Source organism: Rhodoferax sp. ZS1R8 (genome assembly GCF_056521325.1).
The window spans coordinates 661,570-682,963 of the sequence record NZ_JBWMBA010000003.1 but is presented as its reverse complement, the minus strand read 5'-3'; the positions used below and the strand labels follow the sequence as shown (position 1 = coordinate 682,963).

General features: G+C 61.2%; 21 protein-coding genes. 7 read left to right on the top strand and 14 right to left on the bottom strand.

The window, feature by feature from the left end; genetic code table 11:
• The first annotated feature begins 63 nt into the window (after positions 1-63).
• Positions 64-528 carry a D-aminoacyl-tRNA deacylase gene (gene dtd / locus AC097P_RS14055; protein WP_479611033.1) on the top strand — a complete coding sequence of 155 codons (465 nt, stop codon included), beginning with the start codon at positions 64-66 and terminating at the stop codon, positions 526-528.
• Positions 529-693: 165 nt separating this feature from the next.
• Here dtd and pabB read toward each other — a convergent pair whose 3' ends face one another.
• Entirely contained in the window at positions 694-2,586 is a 1,893-nt protein-coding gene (pabB, locus tag AC097P_RS14050; protein ID WP_479611032.1) for an aminodeoxychorismate synthase component I, read from the bottom strand.
• A gap of 68 nt (positions 2,587-2,654) precedes the next feature.
• Between pabB and AC097P_RS14045 the strand changes: the two genes are divergently transcribed.
• The gene (locus AC097P_RS14045) at positions 2,655-3,215 is read left to right on the top strand and encodes a DNA-deoxyinosine glycosylase (RefSeq protein WP_479611031.1); all 561 of its coding nucleotides are present in this window, start codon (positions 2,655-2,657) and stop codon (positions 3,213-3,215) included.
• A gap of 29 nt (positions 3,216-3,244) precedes the next feature.
• Here the strand turns inward: AC097P_RS14045 and AC097P_RS14040 are convergent, their stop codons facing one another.
• The 4 genes from AC097P_RS14040 to AC097P_RS14025 form a co-directional block, all read right to left on the bottom strand.
• Positions 3,245-3,991, bottom strand: coding sequence for a PEP-CTERM sorting domain-containing protein (locus AC097P_RS14040; RefSeq protein ID WP_479611030.1), 747 nt, complete (start codon positions 3,989-3,991; stop codon positions 3,245-3,247).
• Between the two features lie 125 nt (positions 3,992-4,116).
• Positions 4,117-5,187 (bottom strand): OmpA family protein, encoded by a 1,071-nt coding sequence (locus AC097P_RS14035; protein ID WP_479611029.1) that lies wholly within the window; start codon positions 5,185-5,187, stop codon positions 4,117-4,119.
• Between the two features lie 91 nt (positions 5,188-5,278).
• A complete protein-coding gene (gene ybeY / locus AC097P_RS14030) occupies positions 5,279-5,725 on the bottom strand; it encodes an rRNA maturation RNase YbeY (RefSeq protein WP_479611028.1) in 447 nt (148 codons plus the stop codon).
• Between the two features lie 15 nt (positions 5,726-5,740).
• Positions 5,741-6,772, bottom strand: a complete 1,032-nt coding sequence (locus tag AC097P_RS14025) for a PhoH family protein (RefSeq protein ID WP_479611027.1) — start codon at positions 6,770-6,772, stop codon at positions 5,741-5,743.
• A 101-nt stretch (positions 6,773-6,873) separates the two neighbouring features.
• Here AC097P_RS14025 and ruvA point away from each other — a divergent pair, with 101 nt between their 5' ends.
• Together ruvA and AC097P_RS14015 are read left to right on the top strand one after the other, a co-directional pair.
• Positions 6,874-7,446 (top strand): Holliday junction branch migration protein RuvA, encoded by a 573-nt coding sequence (gene ruvA / locus AC097P_RS14020; protein ID WP_479611026.1) that lies wholly within the window; start codon positions 6,874-6,876, stop codon positions 7,444-7,446.
• A 33-nt stretch (positions 7,447-7,479) separates the two neighbouring features.
• Positions 7,480-9,018 (top strand): S41 family peptidase, encoded by a 1,539-nt coding sequence (locus tag AC097P_RS14015; protein WP_479611025.1) that lies wholly within the window; start codon positions 7,480-7,482, stop codon positions 9,016-9,018.
• A 337-nt stretch (positions 9,019-9,355) separates the two neighbouring features.
• Here AC097P_RS14015 and AC097P_RS14010 read toward each other — a convergent pair whose 3' ends face one another.
• Both AC097P_RS14010 and AC097P_RS14005 read right to left on the bottom strand, forming a co-directional pair.
• A complete protein-coding gene (locus AC097P_RS14010; protein WP_479611024.1) occupies positions 9,356-9,679 on the bottom strand; it encodes a hypothetical protein in 324 nt (107 codons plus the stop codon).
• An 83-nt stretch (positions 9,680-9,762) separates the two neighbouring features.
• Complete coding sequence (locus AC097P_RS14005; RefSeq protein WP_479611023.1) at positions 9,763-10,983, bottom strand: carbonic anhydrase; 1,221 nt, start codon at positions 10,981-10,983, stop codon at positions 9,763-9,765.
• A 124-nt stretch (positions 10,984-11,107) separates the two neighbouring features.
• On the opposite strand from AC097P_RS14005, the gene ruvB reads away from it, so the two are divergent.
• On the top strand, positions 11,108-12,169 hold the full coding sequence (gene ruvB, locus AC097P_RS14000; RefSeq protein WP_479611022.1) for a Holliday junction branch migration DNA helicase RuvB: 1,062 nt from the start codon (positions 11,108-11,110) through the stop codon (positions 12,167-12,169).
• 89 nt (positions 12,170-12,258) lie between these two features.
• Entirely contained in the window at positions 12,259-12,654 is a 396-nt protein-coding gene (locus AC097P_RS13995) for a hypothetical protein (protein ID WP_479611021.1), read from the top strand.
• Between the two features lie 49 nt (positions 12,655-12,703).
• Here AC097P_RS13995 and arfB read toward each other — a convergent pair whose 3' ends face one another.
• The 3 genes from arfB to AC097P_RS13980 all read right to left on the bottom strand — a co-directional run bounded on the left by arfB (position 12,704) and on the right by AC097P_RS13980 (position 16,020).
• Complete coding sequence (arfB, locus tag AC097P_RS13990; RefSeq protein ID WP_479611020.1) at positions 12,704-13,117, bottom strand: alternative ribosome rescue aminoacyl-tRNA hydrolase ArfB; 414 nt, start codon at positions 13,115-13,117, stop codon at positions 12,704-12,706.
• Between the two features lie 8 nt (positions 13,118-13,125).
• Positions 13,126-14,211, bottom strand: a complete 1,086-nt coding sequence (locus tag AC097P_RS13985; protein WP_479611081.1) for an AI-2E family transporter — start codon at positions 14,209-14,211, stop codon at positions 13,126-13,128.
• 84 nt (positions 14,212-14,295) lie between these two features.
• A complete protein-coding gene (locus tag AC097P_RS13980) occupies positions 14,296-16,020 on the bottom strand; it encodes a lysoplasmalogenase family protein (protein WP_479611019.1) in 1,725 nt (574 codons plus the stop codon).
• Positions 16,021-16,171: 151 nt separating this feature from the next.
• Between AC097P_RS13980 and AC097P_RS13975 the strand changes: the two genes are divergently transcribed.
• Entirely contained in the window at positions 16,172-17,344 is a 1,173-nt protein-coding gene (locus AC097P_RS13975) for a tetratricopeptide repeat protein (protein ID WP_479611018.1), read from the top strand.
• Between the two features lie 14 nt (positions 17,345-17,358).
• On the opposite strand, the gene fghA is transcribed toward AC097P_RS13975, so the two are convergent.
• The 4 genes from fghA to ttcA all read right to left on the bottom strand — a co-directional run bounded on the left by fghA (position 17,359) and on the right by ttcA (position 21,091).
• Positions 17,359-18,216, bottom strand: a complete 858-nt coding sequence (gene fghA / locus AC097P_RS13970; RefSeq protein ID WP_479611017.1) for an S-formylglutathione hydrolase — start codon at positions 18,214-18,216, stop codon at positions 17,359-17,361.
• Between the two features lie 58 nt (positions 18,217-18,274).
• Complete coding sequence (locus AC097P_RS13965) at positions 18,275-19,393, bottom strand: S-(hydroxymethyl)glutathione dehydrogenase/class III alcohol dehydrogenase (RefSeq protein ID WP_479611016.1); 1,119 nt, start codon at positions 19,391-19,393, stop codon at positions 18,275-18,277.
• 118 nt (positions 19,394-19,511) lie between these two features.
• The gene (locus AC097P_RS13960; RefSeq protein ID WP_479611080.1) at positions 19,512-20,165 is read right to left on the bottom strand and encodes a histidine phosphatase family protein; all 654 of its coding nucleotides are present in this window, start codon (positions 20,163-20,165) and stop codon (positions 19,512-19,514) included.
• Positions 20,166-20,176: 11 nt separating this feature from the next.
• The gene (ttcA, locus tag AC097P_RS13955) at positions 20,177-21,091 is read right to left on the bottom strand and encodes a tRNA 2-thiocytidine(32) synthetase TtcA (protein ID WP_479611015.1); all 915 of its coding nucleotides are present in this window, start codon (positions 21,089-21,091) and stop codon (positions 20,177-20,179) included.
• Positions 21,092-21,394 lie beyond the last annotated feature (303 nt).

The following is a 21,394-nucleotide window of genomic DNA, read 5'->3' as shown; positions in this document are numbered from 1 at the left end:
ATTTGCTATGGAATCAGGAGCTGCTTACGCACAGTCCACGAGGGCTAGCGGTCGTTTGTCCTTATGATCTCCGTGCTACAAAGGGTGAGCTCCGCCCGTGTTGATGTGGATGGGCAAACGGTGGGGTCAATTGGCGCGGGCCTCTTGGTGCTGGTCTGCGCCGAGCAGGGCGACACCCAGGCGCAAGGTGATAAGTTGCTGGCCAAGATTCTGAAGCTGCGCATCTTCAGCGACGCCAATGGCAAGATGAATCACAGCGTGCAGGACATGGATGGTGCGGGTACTGCGGGTGGCTTGTTGATCGTCAGCCAGTTCACGCTGGCGGCAGATGTGAGTGGTGGCAACCGCCCCAGCTTTACAGGGGCCGCAGCGCCGGAGGATGGAAGGCGTTTGTTTGACGGCTTTGTGGAGGCTGCGCGGCGCGCGCATGCGGTGGTGCAGACCGGCATCTTTGCAGCGGATATGAAGGTTAGTTTGGTCAACGATGGGCCCGTGACGATACCGTTGCGCGTCGCACCGGCGGTTTAAAGTGCTATTGTTTTAGTAGCTACTTACGCACATTCCGCGAGGGCTGCAGCCCGTTTTGTCTTGTGTCGCGCGGCCAGGAGCCTGGGCGCCAGTGCGTTCTGCTCCGTGTCCCCCGGCCTTCGGCCTCCTCCTTTACCTGCGCAGAACGCACTGGCACCCAGGCCCCTAGCCGGGCATCAGCGCGCCGTGTTCCCCGTTATCCCACACAGAGGGCAGGTGCTGCGCCAACGGCGCGTCCCACACGGCATGCACCCAGCCGCGCAGGCTGTTGACGAAGGCCATGCCCTGCACCCGGGGTAAATCGTCTAGGTGCACCGCAGCCTCCGCCACGCGGCCCGCCGCCAGCCAATGCGCACGCCCGACTCCGGGCAGCAGGCCGTAGTTGGCTGCCGGCGTAACCCAGCGGCCATCCAGCAGCAGGGCAATGTTGCCGCGGGTGCATTCGGTGATTTCGCCTTTGGCGTTCCACAGCACGGTGTCAAACACGGTGGAGTTAGTGGGCGCAAACTCTTCGTAGTGGGCTCGCCGAGTGGTCTTGTGGCGTACAAATTCGCTGCCGGCCAGCAGCATCGGTCGGGTCGCTAGCCCCAGGTGCACGGTGGCGGGCGTGGCGGGCAGTGCAAAGGCCTCGGCGCGGGGTGTGCCCCCAGCATCCAGCAGCAGGCGCACGCGCCAGGCCCCGCTGGGGTGCTGCTGGCTGAGCGCAGCCAATGTCTGTTGCACGGCGTCTGGCCGCCATACAAACCCGAAGTGTGCGGCAGACGCCGCCATGCGTGCCAGGTGGGCGTCGGCATGCTGCAGCTTTCCGTCGTGCAAAGCCAGGGTTTCCAGCAATTCAAAGGATTGGCTGGCCCGCGTCAGATACGTCTGCTTGTGCCGCCATTCCTGCCACTCGCCAGTAGCCTCGGCATCCGACGTGATGCCGCTGCCGGTGCCGGTGCGCAGGCGATCGCCCTGGGCCAGTACGGTGCGTATCGGCACGTTGAAGGTGGCGCTGCCGCCCGGGCGCACCACGCCGACGGCGCCGCAGTAGACGGCGCGGTCGCTATCTTCCAGTTCGCGTATCAGGCGCATGGCCTGCACCTTGGGCGCCCCGGTGACGGAGCCGCAGGGGAATAGCGCGGTGAAAACGTCCACCAGGCTCGTACCCGGGCGCGTGTCGGCGTGCACGTCGGTGACCATTTGCCACACGGTGGACAAAGCCTGCACGCGGCACAGCCCGTCCACAGTCACGGAAAACGGCTTGGCCAGGCGCGACAGGTCGTTGCGAATCAGGTCCACGATCATCACGTTTTCCGCTCGCTCTTTGGGAGAACTGCGCAGGGCCTCGGCCAGGGCGGCGTCCTCTTCTGGGTTGCGTCCGCGCGGCGCCGTGCCCTTCATCGGGCGCGTGACGATGTGGCCGTCGTGCCAGTCGAAAAACAGTTCGGGCGATGCGGAGAGCACCTGTTCTCCACCGGTGTCGATAAAGGCGGCGAAACCCCCAGGCTGGGCCTGGCGCATGGCGGTGAAAAGATCCCACGGGGGGGTGTGCAACTGACCGACATTGCGTGCCGTGAAATTGGCTTGGTAAATTTCGCCGTCGGCTATGGCCTGGTGCAGGCGGTTGAGCGCTGCATCGAACTGTGCGCGCTGAATGCCGGGCTGCCACGTAGCGCGGTGCGAAGCCTCAGCGCCCAGGGCCCAATCACAAAAGCTAGCCGTATGGGGGCTGTATGCCGCGTGGTCCGCCGTTGGCAGCGGCGCGTCGTGCACACCAAACCACGCCAGCGGCCCGGTCGCCGCGTGCACGGTTAGCGCTTTGTCAAAAGCCGGTGCGGCTTCGTAACGCAAATAGCCCACGCACCACTGGCCACCCCGTGCGCGCTCTTGCACCGCCTGAAGCACTGGTTTGATCTGGTCTAGCGTATGCGCAACCAAGACTTCCACAGGGTCGCCAAATGCGACCCGCAATGCGCCCGAGCCTGCGGGCAGGGCCTGGGCGTTCGTAGCGTTGAGCTTATCGGGCTGTGCGCTCGGTGGAGCCTGTATGGCGGCGAAGTCGATCAGTGCGCGCATGGTGAGGGTTGGAACTTAGGCTGCCGATTATGCTCAGGTGTTGGGACCCCTAGGGAGTGATGGCAGAAATGGCAAGAAAGCTACTGGTACAACATGGCGCGGCTCCTGCGCACGGCCAAGAAGCGGACACAACGCCGGTCAACAGTTTTGCGCCGTTGTCATGTCCAGGTGCGCGCGTGTTGATTCTGGGAAGCATGCCGGGCGTGGCGTCGCTAACGGCGCACCGGTACTACGCACACCCACGCAACCATTTCTGGCCGATCATGGGCGACATCGTTGGGTTTGATGCTGCCGCGCCGTATGCCGAGCGTGTGTCCGCGCTGACCTTGGCGGGTATTGCGGTGTGGGATGTGTTGCAGAGCTGTGTGCGACCCGGTAGCCTGGACAGTGCCATCCGGGCCGGCACGCGGGTGCCCAATGATTTCGCCGGATTTTTTGCCGAGCAGCCCGGCATCACACGCGTGTGTTTCAACGGGACCGAGGCACAGAACAGCTTTACCCGGCATGTGTTGCCAGGCTTGACCTTGGAGGGGGTGGATTGTGTGCGTTTGCCGTCAACCAGCCCAGCGCATGCTGTGGCCTTTGCGACGAAGCTGGCGGCGTGGCGGGCGGCCGTGGCGGGCCGGTAAACCGTCCGCCAGGGCGCCTTGTCATCGAATTACTGTTGTTGCTTGTTGCGGCGGCGGCGCGCTACGCCACCAACCAGTGCCAGACCAGCCAGCATCAGTGCATAAGTTTCAGGTTCTGGCACGGATGACACCATGTACAACTGATCCTGCGCATTGACCGTGTATTGGCCACGGTTGTCCTTGCTGTACAGGTTGAGTACGCGCACATTGCCGATGCCGCTCCAGGCGCCGGAGCTGACGGCCGTGGTAGCCATATTTTTGTAGTTGGTGGCCAAAGTGTTCATCGTGCCGAAAGATTCACCTTCCAGCGACCAAATAGCTTGCTGCACGGCCGTGTTCTTGGTGGCTTGGCTACCGTTGCCCCAGATCGCGCTGTTGGACAGGTTGGTGGTGAAGAACTGGGTGAACAACCATGCGGTGCTGGCGCTGATGGGGTCTTGGGTCGACGTGTGGCCGGATTCGGAGCCGGTGTACGTGCCGTAAGCGCCCGGTGCGTTGACCGTGTGGTTGGTCACGCCGCCCACGCGGTAAGTGGTACCAAAGCCGATGTGTTCGTTGAACTCCAGGCAAAAGCTCTGGAACGAATTGTTCCAGGTGCCAGACGCGCCGGATACTACCGATCCGTTAAACGCGCCGCCTGGGTTATTGCCGACGCCGTCGGCGAACTTGATGAGCGTGCCGGTAACAACCGTAGCTGCCGCCCATTGGCTGCCCGCAAGCAGAGCGACAGCCATGGTGGCCTTCAGAATCGTCCCGAGTTTTTTGTTGTTGCGCATAATTCGAATCCCTGATGAGTGACAGATGTAAATCTTTGTTACCCAGACTGTAGGGGTTCGCGCTGCTGCGGTAAATAGTCCGATCGGACTAAGCGCAACGTTAGCAAGCGCACCGTTCGCAACCGTCAATTGTTGGGTACCAGCTCCACCCGGCGGTTCTTGGCCTTGCCGTCATCGCTGGTATTGGGCGCAATGGGGCTGGCGAACGACACGCCCACCGGGGTCAAGCGTTTGCGGTCCGCCTTGTACTGGCTGGCCAGAATGGTGATGACCGCATCGGCACGGCGTTTGGACAGGTCCATGTTGGACGCGAACTCGCCGACGTTGTCGGTATGCCCCACGACCAGCAGCTTCAGTGCAGGCGAGCTGCTCAGCAGCTTGGCGATCTGGTCCAGCGTGTCCTTGGATTCGGGTTTGACATCGGCCTTGCCCGAATCAAAGTACAGGCCATACAGCGCGACGCGGCCATTGGTGGTGATGGACTGGGCCATCTCTTCGGCCTTGACCGTCACCATCTTCTGCTCCATGGCCTTGAGCTCCAGCACGTCCAACACGACGACCGTGCGGTTGGCAAATGCCTTGCAGTAGGTGCCGCCGTCCAGGCTGTAGGCCAGCACCGATACAAAGGCATTGGACTTGGGCAGCTCCAGCGCGGCATAGCGCTGCTCGCCGGTGCGACCAGTCTGGGCGCAGCTGCCGTTGGTAAAGGCCTTGTCCTTGATCTTGTCTTCGGGCGTCAGGATCATGGCGATGCTCTGGTCGCCACCGCCGCCCTCGCTGCTGCGGGTGCCGTCGCCACCGCAGTCGGGGCTCTTGCATTCAAACAGCGTTTTGCCGCCCTTGGCCGTGGCGTCGTTCTGGTAATTGCGCACGGCTTGTAGCGGCGACACATTGTCGGGCAGCACATAGACCAAGTGGGTACGCTTGCCTTCCAGTCCCTTGCTTTGCGCGGGCTCGAAGACGATGTTGTTGTGCGTATCGCGCTTGGCTTTGTCGGCAACGGGTTTCAGCGGCCCCAGCGGTAGTTTGAGCTCGTCGAAATCGCGGTTGTCTTGCGACACGATGAATGAGCCGGCAAAGCGGCCGATCAGCGGTGAGTCTTTAGCGCCGGGGATGTCGGCCTTGGGCAAGGTGGCATCGGCCAGCGCAACGCCGGCTAGCAGCAGGCCCGCAAGTGCAAGTCCAAATCGTTTCATAGTCCATCCTCCGGTTGGGTAATCTAAAATCTTTTGCTATACATTGCATAGCTGCTTACGCCCTACTGGCGAGGGCTATCGGCCAATTTGCCTAATACGGATTCTTGAAACTGAGCCGCGCCATGATCTCGGTCTCACGCATTTCCATGACCTGCGCATCCTCGTCTATCTCGTGGTCCCAACCCTGGGCGTGCAGCGTGCCGTGCACGATCAGGTGGGCGTAATGGGCTTGCAGCGTCTTCTTCTGCTCCTTGGCCTCGGCGGCCACCACGGGCGCGCACAGCACCAGATCGGCGCTGACCACTGGCTCCTGCGTGTAATCAAAGGTCAACACATTGGTTGCGTAGTCCTTTTTGCGGTACTCGCGGTTCAGCGTCTGGCCCTCTTCGGCATCGACGATGCGCACGGTGATTTCGGCATCGGTCTGCAGCGCGTGGCGAATCCACTTTTTGACCATGTGGCGGGGCAGGGCTTCGCGGTGTTTTTCAGGCCTGGCAAGGGCGCCGAATTGCAGGGACAGGGTGAGTTCGGGCAGCATGTTCTATAGAAAAAATCAGGATTTTTTGACCACCGGGCGGCGGCTGGGCGTGCGCAATTTTGGCAGGCCTACGCGCGATAGCTCTGGCTCTTCGTCCGGAATGGCGATAGACGGCAGCTCGTCCAGGCGCGCAGCGTCGTACGCATCCACGACGCGAGCCACCAGCGGATGGCGCACGATGTCAGCACTGGTGAGGTGCGTGATGGCGATGCCGCTCACGCGGCGCAGCACACGCTCGGCATCCACCAGGCCGCTGAGCTGGGTCTTGGGAAGGTCAATCTGGCTGATGTCGCCCGTGATGACGGCCTTGGCACCAAAACCAATGCGTGTCAAAAACATCTTCATCTGCTCGGGCGTGGTGTTCTGCGCCTCGTCCAGAATCACAAAGGCGTTGTTCAGCGTGCGCCCGCGCATGAAGCCCAACGGCGCGATCTCCAGCTGCTGCTTCTCAAACGCCTTGTGCACCTGGTCGTAGCCCATCAGGTCGTACAGTGCGTCGTACAGCGGGCGCAAGTAGGGGTCGACCTTCTGGTTCAAATCGCCGGGCAAGAAGCCCAAGCGCTCACCCGCTTCTACCGCCGGGCGGGTCAGGATGATGCGCTGCACCGCGCTGCGCTGGAGGGCGTCCACCGCGGCGGCCACGGCCAGGTAGGTCTTGCCGGTGCCGGCCGGGCCAATACCAAAGGTGATGTCGTGCTCGGCAATATTGTCCAGGTACAGCGCCTGGTTCTTGCTGCGGGGTTTCAGGTCGGCGCGGCGCGTGGCAAGGCTGGGGCCATCGCCTTCATTGGCCGAACCATCGCCCGACAGCATCAACTGCACCGTGGCAGCACTGATGGGCTTGGCCGCCAGCTCGTACAGCGCCTGCAGCATCTCCATGCCGCGCTGGGCCTTGGCCTTGGGGCCTTCGATCTTGAACTGCTCGTGCCGGTGGGCGATGCGAATCTCCAGCGCCCCTTCCATCGTGCGCAGGTGCTCATCGGTCGGGCCGCACAGGTGGGACAGGCGGGCGTTGTTGAGCGGTTTGAAAGTGTGTCGGAGGATCAAGCTGATAATTCCGGTCAGTAGAGAGCCGGGGGCTGACCAGCTCGCTGTTTAAAAAGGCCCCATCATAGGCAAAACAAACGTCAAACAATCTAGGGCACACGATGATCGGCAAACTCACAGGCATTCTCAGCGACAAAAACCCGCCCCAGGTGCTGGTGGATTGCGGCGGCGTGGGTTACGAGGTGCAGGTGCCCATGAGCACGTTTTACAACTTGCCCGCCAGCGGCGAAAAGGTGTCGCTGCTGACCCATTTTGTTGTGCGTGAGGACGCGCAGATTTTGTACGGCTTCCAGTCGGCAGAGGAGCGCGCCGCCTTTCGCGAGCTGATCAAGATTTCCGGTGTCGGCCCGCGCACGGCCTTGTCGGTGTTGTCCGGCATGAGTGTGGGCGAGCTGTCGCAGGCGGTGACGCTGCAAGAGGCGGGGCGCCTGATCAAGGTGCCGGGAATTGGCAAGAAAACTGCCGAGCGTTTGTTGCTGGAACTCAAAGGCAAGCTGGGCGCGGACATTGGCGCCAGCGCCACACTGGTCAATGATGCCCAGGTCGACATCCTGCAGGCTCTGCTGGCGCTGGGTTATAGCGACAAGGAAGCGGCTGCTGCGCTGAAGGCATTGCCGGCCGATGTGGGGGTTAGCGACGGGATCAAACTGGCGTTGCGGGCACTTGCAAAGTAGGGCTTATAAACATGTACACGTGACCCAGACGTGATGCACTTCTTTCAACAACACCGCGCTACCATTCTGGTGTGTGTGCTACTGGGCACGTTGGGTACGGATATTTTTGCCCAGCCCGTTCCAAAGCCCGCCACCCCATCATTGCCACAGACTGCGGCGCAGTGGCGGGATGCAGCTATACGCGACATTCAGGATGGGTACGCCATTACCGTAAAGAATCACCCCGGTACCTATGACCGCGCCAACCCCAATTTCGTAACGAATCTGTTGGCTGCGAAGCAGGAGGGACTGCTGCTGGCCGCGAAGGTGCACAACGGAGCCGGCTACACCGCCGCTGTCGACGCGTTCAATGTGCGCATACACGACGGCCATGCAGGCATGGTCACCAGACTAGACTCTTCGGCCCTGCCGCCCGAGCGTTGGCCTGGCTTTGTCACGGTATGGCGCGGCGACGCGCTGTACGTTGCTGCTGCAGAGTCAGGGCAACCCCCCGCAGGTGCGAAGTTACTGTCGTGTGACGGCGTGCCGATGTCCACACTGATTGCCAAAAATGTCTTCATGTTTATGGGGCGCATGGATGAGCCAGGAAATTGGTGGTCTCTGGCTCGCGCGGTGTTTGTAGACCGGGGCAATCCGTTCATTGCGCTGCCGCAGAGTTGCGATTACGAGGCGGGCGGCACGACAAGTACTCAGCAATTGACCTGGGTGCCCATGACCGACCAGGCCAGACAGTGGCTGTACGCCACTTACAACGGGGACCAATTGGCGGTCGGTATCACCGAGCCACGCGCCAAACTGTACTGGGTGGCCATGCCCACGTTCCAGCCCGATGACAAGCAACGCGACGCCTACCACGCTATGACCGACGAGGTCCACCAACAGCGGCAACGTTTTCTCCAGGCTGATGCCGTCGTCATCGATCTGCGCCACAACCACGGAGGCTCATCCATGTGGAGTCGTGAGTTTGCGGGCGCGCTGTGGGGTAAGGGACGGGTTGAACGACGCCTTCAGGCCTACTTTGCCAAGACCGAAGTGTGGTGGCGCGCATCCAAAGACAACACCATCTACGTGGAAAACTTGGTGAAGATGTTGACCCAAGAAAAGCAAACGGAAATCGCTCAATGGTTCAGGGGCTCTGCCACCGGCATGCGTAAAGCCCTAAGCGGGGGGCAAAAGTTTTTTATGGAAAAGCGTGCAGCACCGGTAGCCCAAGCTGCGGAACCGACGGTCGACGTGGCAGGTGACCCTGCGGCCTTCAACCAACCGGTGTATGTCGTGGTGCCAGGCCAATGCGCCAGCGCCTGTCTCGATGCCTTGGATGTGTTCACCCGATTCCCCAACACCAAATTGATTGGTGCACCCAGTTCGGCGGACTCCACTTACATGGAAGTGCGCTCTCAGACACTTGCGTCGGGCCGGTCAGTTGTCATCGTCCCCAACAAGGTGTATGTCAACCGGCCACGCGCCAATGGGCAAGTCTACAAGCCCCAGATTTATGTGAACGATCTGGACTGGTCCACCGCGAACTTTTTGGCCGTGGTGGAGAGGGATTTGCTTGGCACAGCCAAATAGCATCCAGACCCTGCCTGACTTTTATACTTCGCGTGTTGAAGAGAAAACATCATTTCCGAACATCGCTCCACCGTTGGATGAAGGCCTCAAGCAGCGTTCTCTGGTTTTCGGTCAAACAGCGGTACGGCAACGGAACTGCCCATCCAGATTTTTGAATCAGATAGCTTTGCATAAGCGGTGGTCAGCAATGACGCAGCAAACCTCGCTTAAAAGCTCCACTCTAGAGTTCAGCGTCGGCTAACCGGAATAACGATTCGGTTTGGCTTATTGGTAAGGCACGGCTTGACTCGCAGACGGCCCCATTCAACATTTTTGGATAATCGGTATACGAAAGAACTCATTTTTTAGTGGACAAGTTGTGTGTGCGCCCGTTTGCATCCACAAAGGCAAATTCGGTAACCTTAGGCTTCATGAATCGGGCGGACTCCTCTTTGGAAAGCATCGAAATAACATGGTAGTTCGCCGAATCAATGGTTGTCCGTTTTCGCTTTCCGTTTTCCCAGATGTAATTAACCATGAAGCGGCCACGCGCCACTGATATATCTGCCGGTGTGCAGGCTAGCTCTTCGCAAATCTCGTCATCGGTCCAATCGTCATTGAGATATTCAACAATCTTGGCCTGCTTTTGCAAGTAAGCATTTTGCATAGCCAGAGAATCCATATTCGCCCTTGAAGAGTGGTCGGTAACTTGTATCAAGCTACGTGGCGACGAATGGTGGAAACTCAATAACGATCCGCTGAAAACTACTGCGCTTCTCGCACCGCCCGCCCGTTGAGCGCCTGCACCGGCCGCGCATTGTTGGGGTACAGCTGGGTGAACAGCTTGTACTGCCCCTTGCTGATGGTGACGGGTTGCTTCATCACCATCCACAACACGCCCTCAGAGCAAGGCGGTGTCGTCAGCGAGCCCATGAACTGGTAGTAGCGCTGGTCGGTGGGCAGCAGCTCGGCCAGGTTTAGCAGGCCCGCGGGCATGCGCACGCGGTCGTTGGCATCCAGCGGCATATAGGTCCAGACCTTGTCCACCAGCGGGTTGGCGTTGCCTTCGTCCAGCAGCACGGCGACGACGGCCAGTTGCCCTTCGCTATTTTTGTGCACCAGGTGCGCCACCATGGGGAAGCGGCGGGAGTTGATCTGTTCTTCAGACGGTGTGTGGAAGTGGAACTGCAGCAGCCGGTAAGTGGAGCCGCGCACGGTGATGGCGTTTTCGCCCTGTACGTCCACTTGTATCGTGTGCCCGTTATTGACGACCGTGCCATTGCTGGGCGCGTACGCAAACTGCACCGGCTCGGCCGGGCCCTGCAGCGTGTTCCCGGCTTCGATGTTGATTGGCGACTGCCGCTTGCCGGTGGCGCAGGTGCCGAAGTCGGGCTTGAGTTTGCCCCAGGCCTGCGGACCGGTGTCGCCTTCATAAGCCCAATGCACATCGCCAGCGTGGGCGTTGGCCGTAGCAACAGTGGCGGCCGCGGGTGCATCCCCTGCAGCATGTCCGGCCACCGCAGCCGCGCGGGCCTGCTTGTATTGCGTGCTGGACAGTGCGCGCGCTGCAGTCGTCGCGGGCACAGGTGCCGTGGTGCGCGGGGGCGGCGGGGTTTTGTCCTCGACCGTGACGGTCATCTTTTTGCTGACCACCGTGGTGCCGGTCAGCGCAGCGCGAATCTTCTCAGCCATGTTGCTGCCATTGTTGGTGGGCAGGCTGTCCACTGGCGCAGTCTTGTCACGTGCTTCCTTGGACGCCGCCTTGGCCGGGGCGGATGCGCCAGCGGAGGCCGCTGGGGCGTGCGATGCGCCATGCTCGGCGGCGGGTGCCGCGCTGTCTGCCGCCCACGCTGCGCTGGGGCCCAGGACGATACTCAGAGCAATACTCAGAACGATACCCAGAACGACACCCGGAGCTGTACCCCGAGTCAGGCGCAACAGGGTGCGCGGGCCGGGTGGGGAGAGGGAAGTGGGGAGCAGGGTCATCTCCTTCGTATCGGCGCAAAGCCCGGCAACTTGAATTGTGGCGGTGGCGATGGCGGCTGTGTGCGTCCGGCCGCGCGCTATAGTGGGCATCCGCCAGCCCCCACTTCATGAACCTGTACCCGCCGTGAGCATCCAGACCGACGATTTCGCCGCCCCACCGTCCAAACGTATGGTGTCTGCCGCACCCACCTCGCCCCAGGAAGAGGCCATCGAGCGCGCGCTGCGCCCCAAGCTGCTGGACGAGTATGTGGGCCAGGCCAAGATCCGCGAGCAGCTGGAAATTTTCATCAGCGCCGCCAAGATGCGCGGCGAGGCGCTGGACCATGTGCTGCTGTTCGGCCCGCCCGGCCTGGGCAAGACCACGCTCTCCCATATCGTCGCCGCCGAGCTGGGCGTCAACCTGCGCCAGACCAGCGGCCCGGTGCTGGAAAAGCCCAAAGACCTGGCCGCGCTCTTGACCAACCTGGAAAAGAACGATGTGCTGTTCATCGACGAGATCCACCGACTCAGCCCGGTCGTCGAAGAAATTTTGTACCCCGCGCTGGAAGACTACAAGATCGACATCATGATTGGCGAAGGCCCCGCTGCCCGCTCCATCAAGCTCGACCTGCAACCCTTCACGCTGGTAGGCGCCACCACCCGCGCCGGTATGCTGACCAACCCGCTGCGCGACCGCTTTGGCATCGTCGCGCGGCTGGAGTTTTACACCCCCGAAGAACTTGCCCGCATCGTCAAGCGCAGCGCTGGATTGCTGAAGGCGCCGATGGACCCAGATGGCGGCTTTGAGATTGCCCGCCGATCCCGCGGCACACCCCGCATTGCCAACCGCCTGCTGCGCCGCGTGCGCGACTATGCGGACGTGAAAGGCAGCGGCCACATCACGCTGGACATTGCCAACCGCGCACTGGCCATGCTGGACGTGGATCCGCAAGGCTTTGACATCATGGACCGCAAACTGCTGGAGGCGGTGATCCACCGCTTCGACGGCGGCCCGGTCGGGTTGGACAATATTGCCGCCAGCATTGGCGAAGAGCGCGAAACCATTGAAGACGTCATCGAGCCCTATTTGATCCAGCAAGGCTATCTGCAGCGCACGCCGCGCGGGCGCATTGCCACGCTGGCGGCTTACCGGCACCTGGGCGTGGCGCCGCGCAATCCGCCCGAGGGTGCGTTGTTTGCCGAGTGAGGTCTGGGCGCTTCGGGATAGATTTATGCCAAATGGGCTTGGAACCCTCGAGTACTGTGCGTAACCAGCTATTAAAAAGGTAGCAATCCATGGAAGTCATTTTTGAAGTTCTGTTTGGATTCTTTGGCGAACTGATACTGCAACTCCTGGGCGAAATTCTGTTGGAGATCGGCCTGCACTCGGTGGCAGAGCCCTTTCGCAAAAAGCCTTCACCGTGGTTCGCGGCTATTGGCTACGCGTTCTTTGGCGCGTTGATTGGCGGCTTGAGCCTGCTGGTGTTCCCCGACTACCTGATGGCCAACAAGAGCCTGCGCGTGGCGAACACGGCGTTGTCGCCCATCGTCGCCGGCTTGAGCATGGCCGCTATCGGCAAGTGGCGCGCCAAGCGCGGGCAAGATGTGCTGCGCATTGACAAGTTTGCCTACGGCTACCTGTTCGCGCTGGGCTTTGCGCTGGTGCGGTTCTGGTTTGCGAGCCCGGGTTAATAAAGCCCCGGCGGGAAATTGCGGCTTCCACGCTTCACCGCTGCGGCGGCTATTCGCCGCCCGACACCCGCCCCCTTAGCTTCTTCACATCCCCCCGCACGGCCTTGCCCTCTAGGCGCTTGCGCTGCGAGCTTTTGGTTGGTTTCGTAGCTTTGCGCCGCTTCGGCAGCACGGCCACGCTGTCCACCAATGCCTGCAGGCGCTCGATAGCGTCCGCCTTGTTTTGATCCTGGCTGCGCGTGGTCTGGGCCTTGATGACAACGACGCCATCGGCGGTGATGCGCTGGTCGCTGAGGGCCAGCAGCCGTTCCTTGATGGTGTCGGGCAGCGAGGAGGCGGGAATGGCGTAGCGCAGGTGGATGGCGGACGACACCTTGTTGACGTTTTGCCCCCCGGCGCCCTGCGCGCGTATTGCGGAGAAGTCGATCTCGTCTTCGTTGATCGGTACCAAAGGGTTGGGCATGGAGCAGATTAAGGCGCGGCAGTAGGCGCTTGTTTGCGTGTGGTGGTGTAGATGTGCCAAACGGCCAGGAACATCGCGGCAATCGCCGGGCCGATGACAAAACCGTTGATACCGAACACGACCATACCACCCAGTGTGGTGATCATCACCACATAGTCTGGCATGCGCGTGTCCTTGCCGACCAGGATCGGGCGCAACATATTGTCGGCCAAACCGATCACCAGCACGCCCCAGGCGCACAACGCAATCGCTTGCCAGGTCGCGCCGGTTACGAACAAATACAGCGCTACCGGCAACCACACCAGCCCTGCACCAATCGCGGGCAACAGGGATAAAAATGCCATCACCACGGCCCACAGCAGCGCGCCGCCCACGCCCAGCACCCAGAATGCCAAGCCGCCCAGCGCGCCCTGGATGATGGCCACTACGAGATTGCCTTTGACCGTTGCTCGCACGACAGTCGTGAACTTCTGGAACAGTTCCCTTTTGTGCTCTGGAGCCAGCGGAATGGCTTCACGCAGCGCACGAGCGACGGAATCGCCATCGTGAATCAGGAAGAACGCCAGGTACAGCGTGATGAACAGGCTGGTAACGAAGTCAAACGTCAGCTGGCCGATGCTGAGCGCTTGTGTGGCGAGAAACTGGCTGCCCTGAGACAGTGCAGCGGCCAGTCGGCGCTGTAAGGCCGCGAAGTTGACGAGGCCCACGCGGTCAAGCAGCCCCGTCAACCACGACGGCAAGGCGTCGAACACGCCTTTAAAGTACACCGAGGGTTGTATCTCGCCAGACTCCAGTTGCTGGAAGAGCTGTGCGGCTTCGCTGGCCAGGGCTGCTGTCAGCAGAGCGAACGGAAAAATCAGGACCAGCAGCACGGCTAGTAGCGTCAGCAAAGCCGCCAGCGTGTGCCGCCGAGGGAACCGCGCCCGTAGCCGCCGGTACAGCGGTGCAAACAGCAGCGCGATGATGGCTCCCCACATGATGGCGCCATAAAAAGGCAGCAAGATCCAGCCCAGCGACAGGGTGACCACGATCAACAACGGCATCAGGGCACGGTTTTGAGAAGCCGCAGGGGCTTGTTCTTCGCTGGGGGGCATAGGGTCGTCTTCGCAGGCAGCCGGGATTGGCGGGTTCATCGTAGCAGCCCCGTCTGTGCGATGGACCCGGTTAGGGGTGAGCGACTACGGGCGAGGTGGGCGCGCGTTGTGCACGATCAGCAGTTGCGCCGCATAGTAGGTCGCCAGAATCCACAGCGATGACAGCGCCACTGGCGTTACAAACTTGTTGATGGCGATCAGTGAATCGCTGACCATGAAGATGCAAGCGCCCAGCGCCACCCAGCTGGCACCACCGTCGTCGGGTGATGCGGTGGCCCGGCCAATGGCCTGCGCCGCCATCAGCGCGATGACGCAGACGTAGGCCGCCACAGCGATCTTCAGCACCGGGTCATTGAGGCCGCTCCAGACGATGGCGTACATGGTTGCTCCCACGGCCAGCACCCAGGCCAGCGCCTTCTTGCTGGGGAACCAGGTCTGGCCCTGGCCGAACAACGCGATGTAGAACAGGTGCGCCACCAGGAAGGACGCCAGACCGGGTATGAAGTAGTTTCCGGGCAGCATGAGGAACACGTCCCCGACCAGCGAGAACACCAGCGCAGCGATCAGCAATGCGGTAAATCGGCCTGTAGCCCCCGTGGAGTGACCACGAGCAGCTATGAAAATGATAGCGATCACCATGGTCAGCGGTTTGAAGAGCATATAGCCATCCATCAGCCCCAAGGCACCGAGCGTGGCCAGGGTGCCGCTTTCTACCACCAGCACCTCCAGCATGGACAGCCTGCCGTGCATGAAGTGGCCGTTGGCCCACAGGCCGGCCGCTATTGCGGCGCCCCAAATGGCGACTTGGCCAAAAGCTAAGGTGTCTACATGCCACAGCAGGGCTGGCACCGCGACCAGGGCCATCGCAAACTGCAGGCCGGCAAACCATTGCTGTCCCTTGCTGAGCGGCGGGTCATACAGCGACACCGATGCCAGCGCGAAGGCCGGCTTGGGCTGCGTGCGGGCCATCTCGGCGCTTTGCCAGCCGGGGGGCTTGAACCAGAGTTTGATCTTGTCACCCCAGTTGGGCGTGCGCCACGAGTCCTTGACCAGCGACCAATAGGTGTCGGCGTTGGCCCACAGCGGGTCCCAGCTGTTAAGTAGGCCACGGGTGCCGTAGACGCAGGGCTCGGTCTCTTCGCGGAATGTGCCAAACAGGCGGTCCCACAGTACCAGGATGCCGCCGTAGTTCTTGTCAATGTACGGGTCATTCACTGCATGGTGCACGCGGTGGTTGCTGGGCGAGCAGAACACCCGGTCAAACCAGCCGAGCTTGCCCACTTGCTCAGTGTGCACCCAGAACTGGTACAGCAGGTCGATCAGCGCCACGGTGCCAAACACCACGGGCGGCACGCCGGCCAGTGCCATCGGCAGGTAGAAGATCCAGCCAAACAAAAAGCCGGTGGATGTCTGGCGCAGCGCAGTGGTCAGGTTGTAGTTTTGGCTCTGGTGGTGCACCACATGCGCGGCCCAAAACAGCGCTACCTCGTGTCCCGCCCGGTGCAGCCAGTAGTAGCAAAAGTCGTAGAACACCAGCGCCAGCAGCATGCCGTACCAGGTGCTCCAAAACTCCAGTTGCGGATATAGCGCCAATGCGTTGAAGGTCAGCACATAAATGCCGATGCTGAACAGTTTGCTCAAGAGTCCAGTGACCTGGCTCAGCATGCCCAGGCTGATGCTGTTGATGGCGTCGTTCAGCCTGTAGGGCCTTTGCCCGGCGGTGCGGCTACTGGGGCGGCGGCTCCACAGCATTTCCAGCGCGATCAGCAGCAGAAAAACGGGGGTGGCGAAAACAATGACTTTGCTCATACCCGTATTTTCGCCGAGCGGATGCTTTGCAAAATACGGGGCAACCCTATGTGCGGGTCGCCGCGATGGGTTGGGCGCCGTCCGTCGCGCTTGACCCCAGGGGCCCTCGCGCCCATACTTTGGCGGTGTACGTATCAAAGTGAGAGAGTCTATGAAAACCAGGAAGCTTTGCCTGGCCCTGTGTGTGGCGCTTTCTTTGGGTGGCTGTGCCGCCCCCGTCACGTACAGCGCGCCGCCTGCTGCCGTGTGGCAGGACAAGCTCTTTGACTACGACCGTTCGCTAGTGACCGAGACGAAAGAGGACTTGTTTGCGCTGGACCCTGAGATCGTGCAGAGCCTGCGCGCAGACGATGGAGGCGTTCGTTCCTCCGAGCGCCGCCTTAACAAACTGGTTGCGCGGCTGTATGGGCGCAATGGAATACAACTGTCCTATGCCACTGGGCATACCACCAACGCCTCAGAGACCTGGCGCAACAAGCGTGGTGATTGCCTCTCCCTTACTGTTCTTGCGTATGCCGCGGCGCGATTCCTGGGCATTGATGCGCAGATGCAGGAAGTTGACGTCCCCGCCGCCGTAGACCGGCGTGATGGCGTCGATTTCGTCAGTGGCCATGTCAACGTCGTCGTCCGCAACGAGTCGGAAGTCCTGCTCAATGGCCAAGTCTTTGGGGTTGGAAGTTTCGTCATCGACTTCGAACCGCAGGTAGGCTCGCGTCGGCATGGTCGGCGGCTGTCGGAAGAAGAAATCCTCGCGCGCTTTTACAACAACCGTGGGACCGAGTACTTGGTACAGAAAGACGATGCCCGCGCGTACGCGTACTACCGCGCTGCCATCGACGCTGCTCCGAATTTTTCCCCTGCGGTTGCCAATCTGGCGCAGCTCTACATCCGAAGGGGCCAGTTGCCTGGGGCCGAGCAGTTGCTGAGGCACGCCATGTCGCTCGGTGCCGCGTACTACGGGCCGATGCGCAGTCTCCATCAGTTGTTGTTGACACAAGGGCGCAATAGCGAGGCGCAATACTACGCACAACTGCTGGCCAAACGCCAGGATGAGGACCCCTACTATTGGCTGAGCCGGGGGATCATCGCGCTGCGGGAGGCACGGTTTGGTGCTGCAGTCAGCGCTCTGGAGCGTGCGGAGTCACTGACCACGGGGTTTGAGGAAATCCACTACCACTTGTCCTTGGCTTACTCACTGAATGGCCAGCGCGAAGCGGCCAATAAACAGCTCTCGGTATTGAGGAATCTCGACCGCGAGGACCCCGGCGTCGCCCTACTGAGCAGAAAGCTGAGCGCGGTGGCGAGTTCTAGGCCCGTGCATTAAGTCGCGCATCGGGATCACCTATTCACCGCCGCGTGGTGGCGTAAATGGCTTTCGATAAAACTGCTGATGAAGTAGTAACCGTGGTCATAGCCCGCGTGGCGGCGTAGTGTCAACGGCTGCCCGGCCTGCGCGCAGGCTTGCTCCAACAGGTGCGGGTGCAGCTGGGTCTCCAGAAACTTGTCGCCCAAGCCCTGGTCGATGAGGATGCCCTGCGCAAACAGCGGGCTGCTGCGCAAGCCCATCAGCGCCGATGCATCGTGTTGCTGCCAAGCATCCACCGCATTGCCCAGATACGCGCTGAAAGCCTTGTGGCCCCAGGGGCACTGGCTGGGTGCACAGATGGGCGCCAACGCAGACAGCGATCGGAACCGGCCCGGGTGGCGCAGCGCCAGCGTCAGCGCGCCATGGCCGCCCATGGAGTGACCGGTTATCCCCAATCGCTCTGTGTCTATGGGCAACGCGTCGCCAATCAGCGGCACCAGGTCTTGCAGCAGGTAGCTCTCCATGCGGTAGTGCATGGCCCAGGGGGCCTGCGTCGCATCCAGGTAGAAGCCTGCGCCCAGTCCCAAGTCCCAGCTATCGGCTTCACCGGCAACGCCTGCACCGCGCGGGCTGGTGTCGGGTGCGATCAGCGCCAGGCCCAGTTCAGCGGCGACACGCTGCGCGCCGGCTTTGGTCATAAAGGTTTCTTCGGTGCAGGTCAGCCCCGCCAGGTACAGCAGACCGGGAACCGGGTGGCTGCTCGCTTGTGGCGGCAGGTAGACGGAGAACCTCATCGGCAAGCCGATGGCAGCCGAGTCATGCTGGTAAAAGCGCTGCACGCCGCCAAAGCAGGCATGCTCGCTCAGGAGTGTCAACGATGGCTTAGTCATTGTGCTATTGAATGCATAGCTGCTTACGCTATACCGGCGGGGGCTACAGCCTGATTGGTCAAAACAAAACGACGCCGCGGATGGACTCGCCGCTCTTCATCAGATCGAATCCCTTGTTGATGTCTTCCAGCGGCATGGTGTGGGTGATCAGGCTGTCGATATTGATCTTGCCGTCCATGTACCAGTCCACAATTTTGGGTACATCGGTACGGCCGCGTGCGCCGCCAAAGGCTGAGCCTTCCCACTTGCGGCCGGTGACCAGTTGAAACGGCCGCGTGCTGATCTCGGCACCGGCTTCGGCTACGCCGATGATGATGCTGCGGCCCCAGCCCTTGTGCGTGCACTCCAGTGCCTGGCGCATGACGTGGGTGTTGCCAATGCACTCAAAACTGTAGTCGGCACCGCCATCGGTCAGTTGCACGATCGCATCCACTACATTGCCACCCGCCGCTTCGATGTCCTTGGGGTTGATGAAATGTGTCATGCCAAACTGGCGGGCCATCGCCTCACGTGCGGGGTTGATGTCCACCCCAATGATCTTGTCGGCACCCACCATCTTCAGGCCCTGGATCACGTTCAGGCCAATGCCGCCCAGGCCAAAGACCACGGCGTTGGCACCCGCTTCTACCTTGGCGGTGAAGATGACTGCGCCAATGCCGGTGGTGACGCCACAGCCTATGTAGCAAACCTTGTCAAAGGGCGCATCGCTGCGGATCTTGGCCAGCGCAATCTCGGGCACCACGGTGTGGTTGCTGAAGGTGCTGGTGCCCATGTAGTGGAAGATGGGGTCGCCATTGAGGCTGAAGCGGCTGGTGGCGTCGGGCATCAGGCCCTTGCCCTGTGTGCCGCGAATCAACTGGCATAGATTGGTCTTGCGGGAGAGGCAAAACTTGCAGGTGCGGCACTCGGGGGTGTACAGCGGAATGACGTGGTCGCCCTTCTTGAGCGTCGTCACACCGGGGCCTACGTCCACCACGATGCCCGCGCCTTCATGCCCCAGGATGGCGGGGAAGATGCCCTCAGGATCGGCGCCACTTAGCGTGTAGTAGTCGGTGTGGCAAATGCCGGAGGCCTTGATCTCCACCAAAACCTCGCCGAACTTGGGGCCTTGCAGATCTACGGTTTCTATGGTCAGCGGTTGGCCCGATTTCCAGGCGACGGCGGCTTTGGTTTGCATGGTGATATTCCTTTGTTTAGCTTAGTTGAGCCGACAAATCCGCGCCGGGCCGCCCCAAGCGGATTTAGCCCCCTCGGGGGGGCAGCGACCCGCGCAGCGGCGGAGCGTGGGGGCAATTTCATGTGCTTGTCTCGTCTAGTGTCGCGTCGTCCAAATGGCGGGTGTCGGACCAGCCGACCAAGCTCAATCCATCGGGCGTCCACAGCAGTCGGTTGATGGACGCATTGCCCAGGTCCCAGGTGCGAGGCGATTCAATCTCTTGCCGTGTTGCCAGGCGGTACAGCGCGTCCATGACGCCGCCGTGCGCCACCAGCACGATCTGCTCGCCCACATGCAAACCGGCCAGGATGTTGACCGTGCTGGCAATACGGTCGCGCACCTGCACCAGCGATTCGCCGCCGCGCGGGGCAAAGTTCGGGTCACGCTGGCGCCAGCGCAGCGATTCCTCGGGCCAGTCAGAGGCGACCTGCGCATAGGTCAGGCCTTCAAAAATGCCGAAGCCGCGTTCGCGCAGGCCGGCGTGGGCATGCACGGGGCGTGCGCCAGGGCTGGCGTTGCGGTTGGAGATGGCCGTTGCGGTGGCAAAGGCGCGGGTCAAATCACTGCTGTAGATGGCGGCCATCTCTTCGTCGGCCAAGGCCTCGGCGGCACGCTCGGCCTGCCACTGTCCACGTGCGTTCAGGCCAATGTCCAGGTGGCCTTGCAGCCTTGTCTCCACGTTCCACGCGGTCTCGCCATGGCGTATGGCGATGATGCGGGTCGCGCCAGTCATCTGCGCGGGGCTCACGCCATCAGGACCGACAGACCGGGCAGGCCTGACAGCTTGGGCGCTACGGGCTCTTCCTGGTCAAAGGCGGTGTCGCCGTCAGCGTCGGGTATGCCGGTGGCCTTGATGGCCTTGAAGTCGTGTTTGGTGTGGTCCATCAGGTGCGATGGCACAACGTTTTGCAGCGCAGTGAACATGGTTTCGGCGCGGCCGGGGTATTGCTTCTCCCACTCGCGCAGCATCTTGCCGATCTGCACGCGCTGCAGGTTTTGCTGGCTGCCGCACAGTGTGCACGGGATGATGGGGAACTGGCGGTGCGCGGCCCAACGGATCAGGTCTTTCTCGGCCACGTAGGCCAGCGGGCGGATGACGATGAATTCGCCGTTGTCGCTGTTGAGCTTGGGTGGCATGCCCTTCAGCTTACCGCCGAAGAACATGTTCAAGAAGAAGGTCTGCAACATATCGTCGCGGTGATGGCCCAGCGCCAGCTTGTTGCATTTGAGCTTGCGCGCCACGTTGTACAAAATGCCCCGGCGCAGGCGGCTGCACAGGCTGCACATGGTCTTGCCTTCGGGAATGTTTTTCTTGACGATGGAGTAGGTGTCCTGCGTCTCGATGTGGTACTCCACACCCAGGTTTTTCAGATACTCAGGCAGGATGTGGTCGGGGAAGCCGGGCTGCTTCTGGTCCAGGTTCACGGCGACGATCTCGAAGTTTATCGGCGCGCGCTGCTGCATTTTCAGCAGGATGTCGAGCATGCCGTAGCTGTCTTTGCCGCCGGACATGCACACCATGATGCGGTCACCTTCCTCAATCATGTTGAAGTCGATGATGGCCTGCCCCACCTGGCGGCACAGGCGCTTTTCCAGCTTGTGGGTTTCGTGGGCGGCGCGTTCCAGTGCGGATTGTTCAGCTTTGGTATCTGCGTTCATGGAGTTATCAAATCATCGACAGGTGTAAGGGCTAGTAATGGGTTGCGCTTGGGCTTGAATTCTGCTGCGGGGAACCACTGCGACACCTGCGCGGCCGGTGTTGGAGCCTGGATCAAGGATGCCAGTCGAGGCACGTAACCCAGTATTTTAATATTTTTATCGTTTCAGCTAGCAACTGGCACTAGCGCGTCTGTTAGCGATTGAAGCCTCTTGTGCTAGGGCTACCTGGCCGATTGAGAAATAACCCCACTGAGAGACGGTCCAGTCAAGCAACGGGCGCAGTACGGATTCAATCGCCAGCTG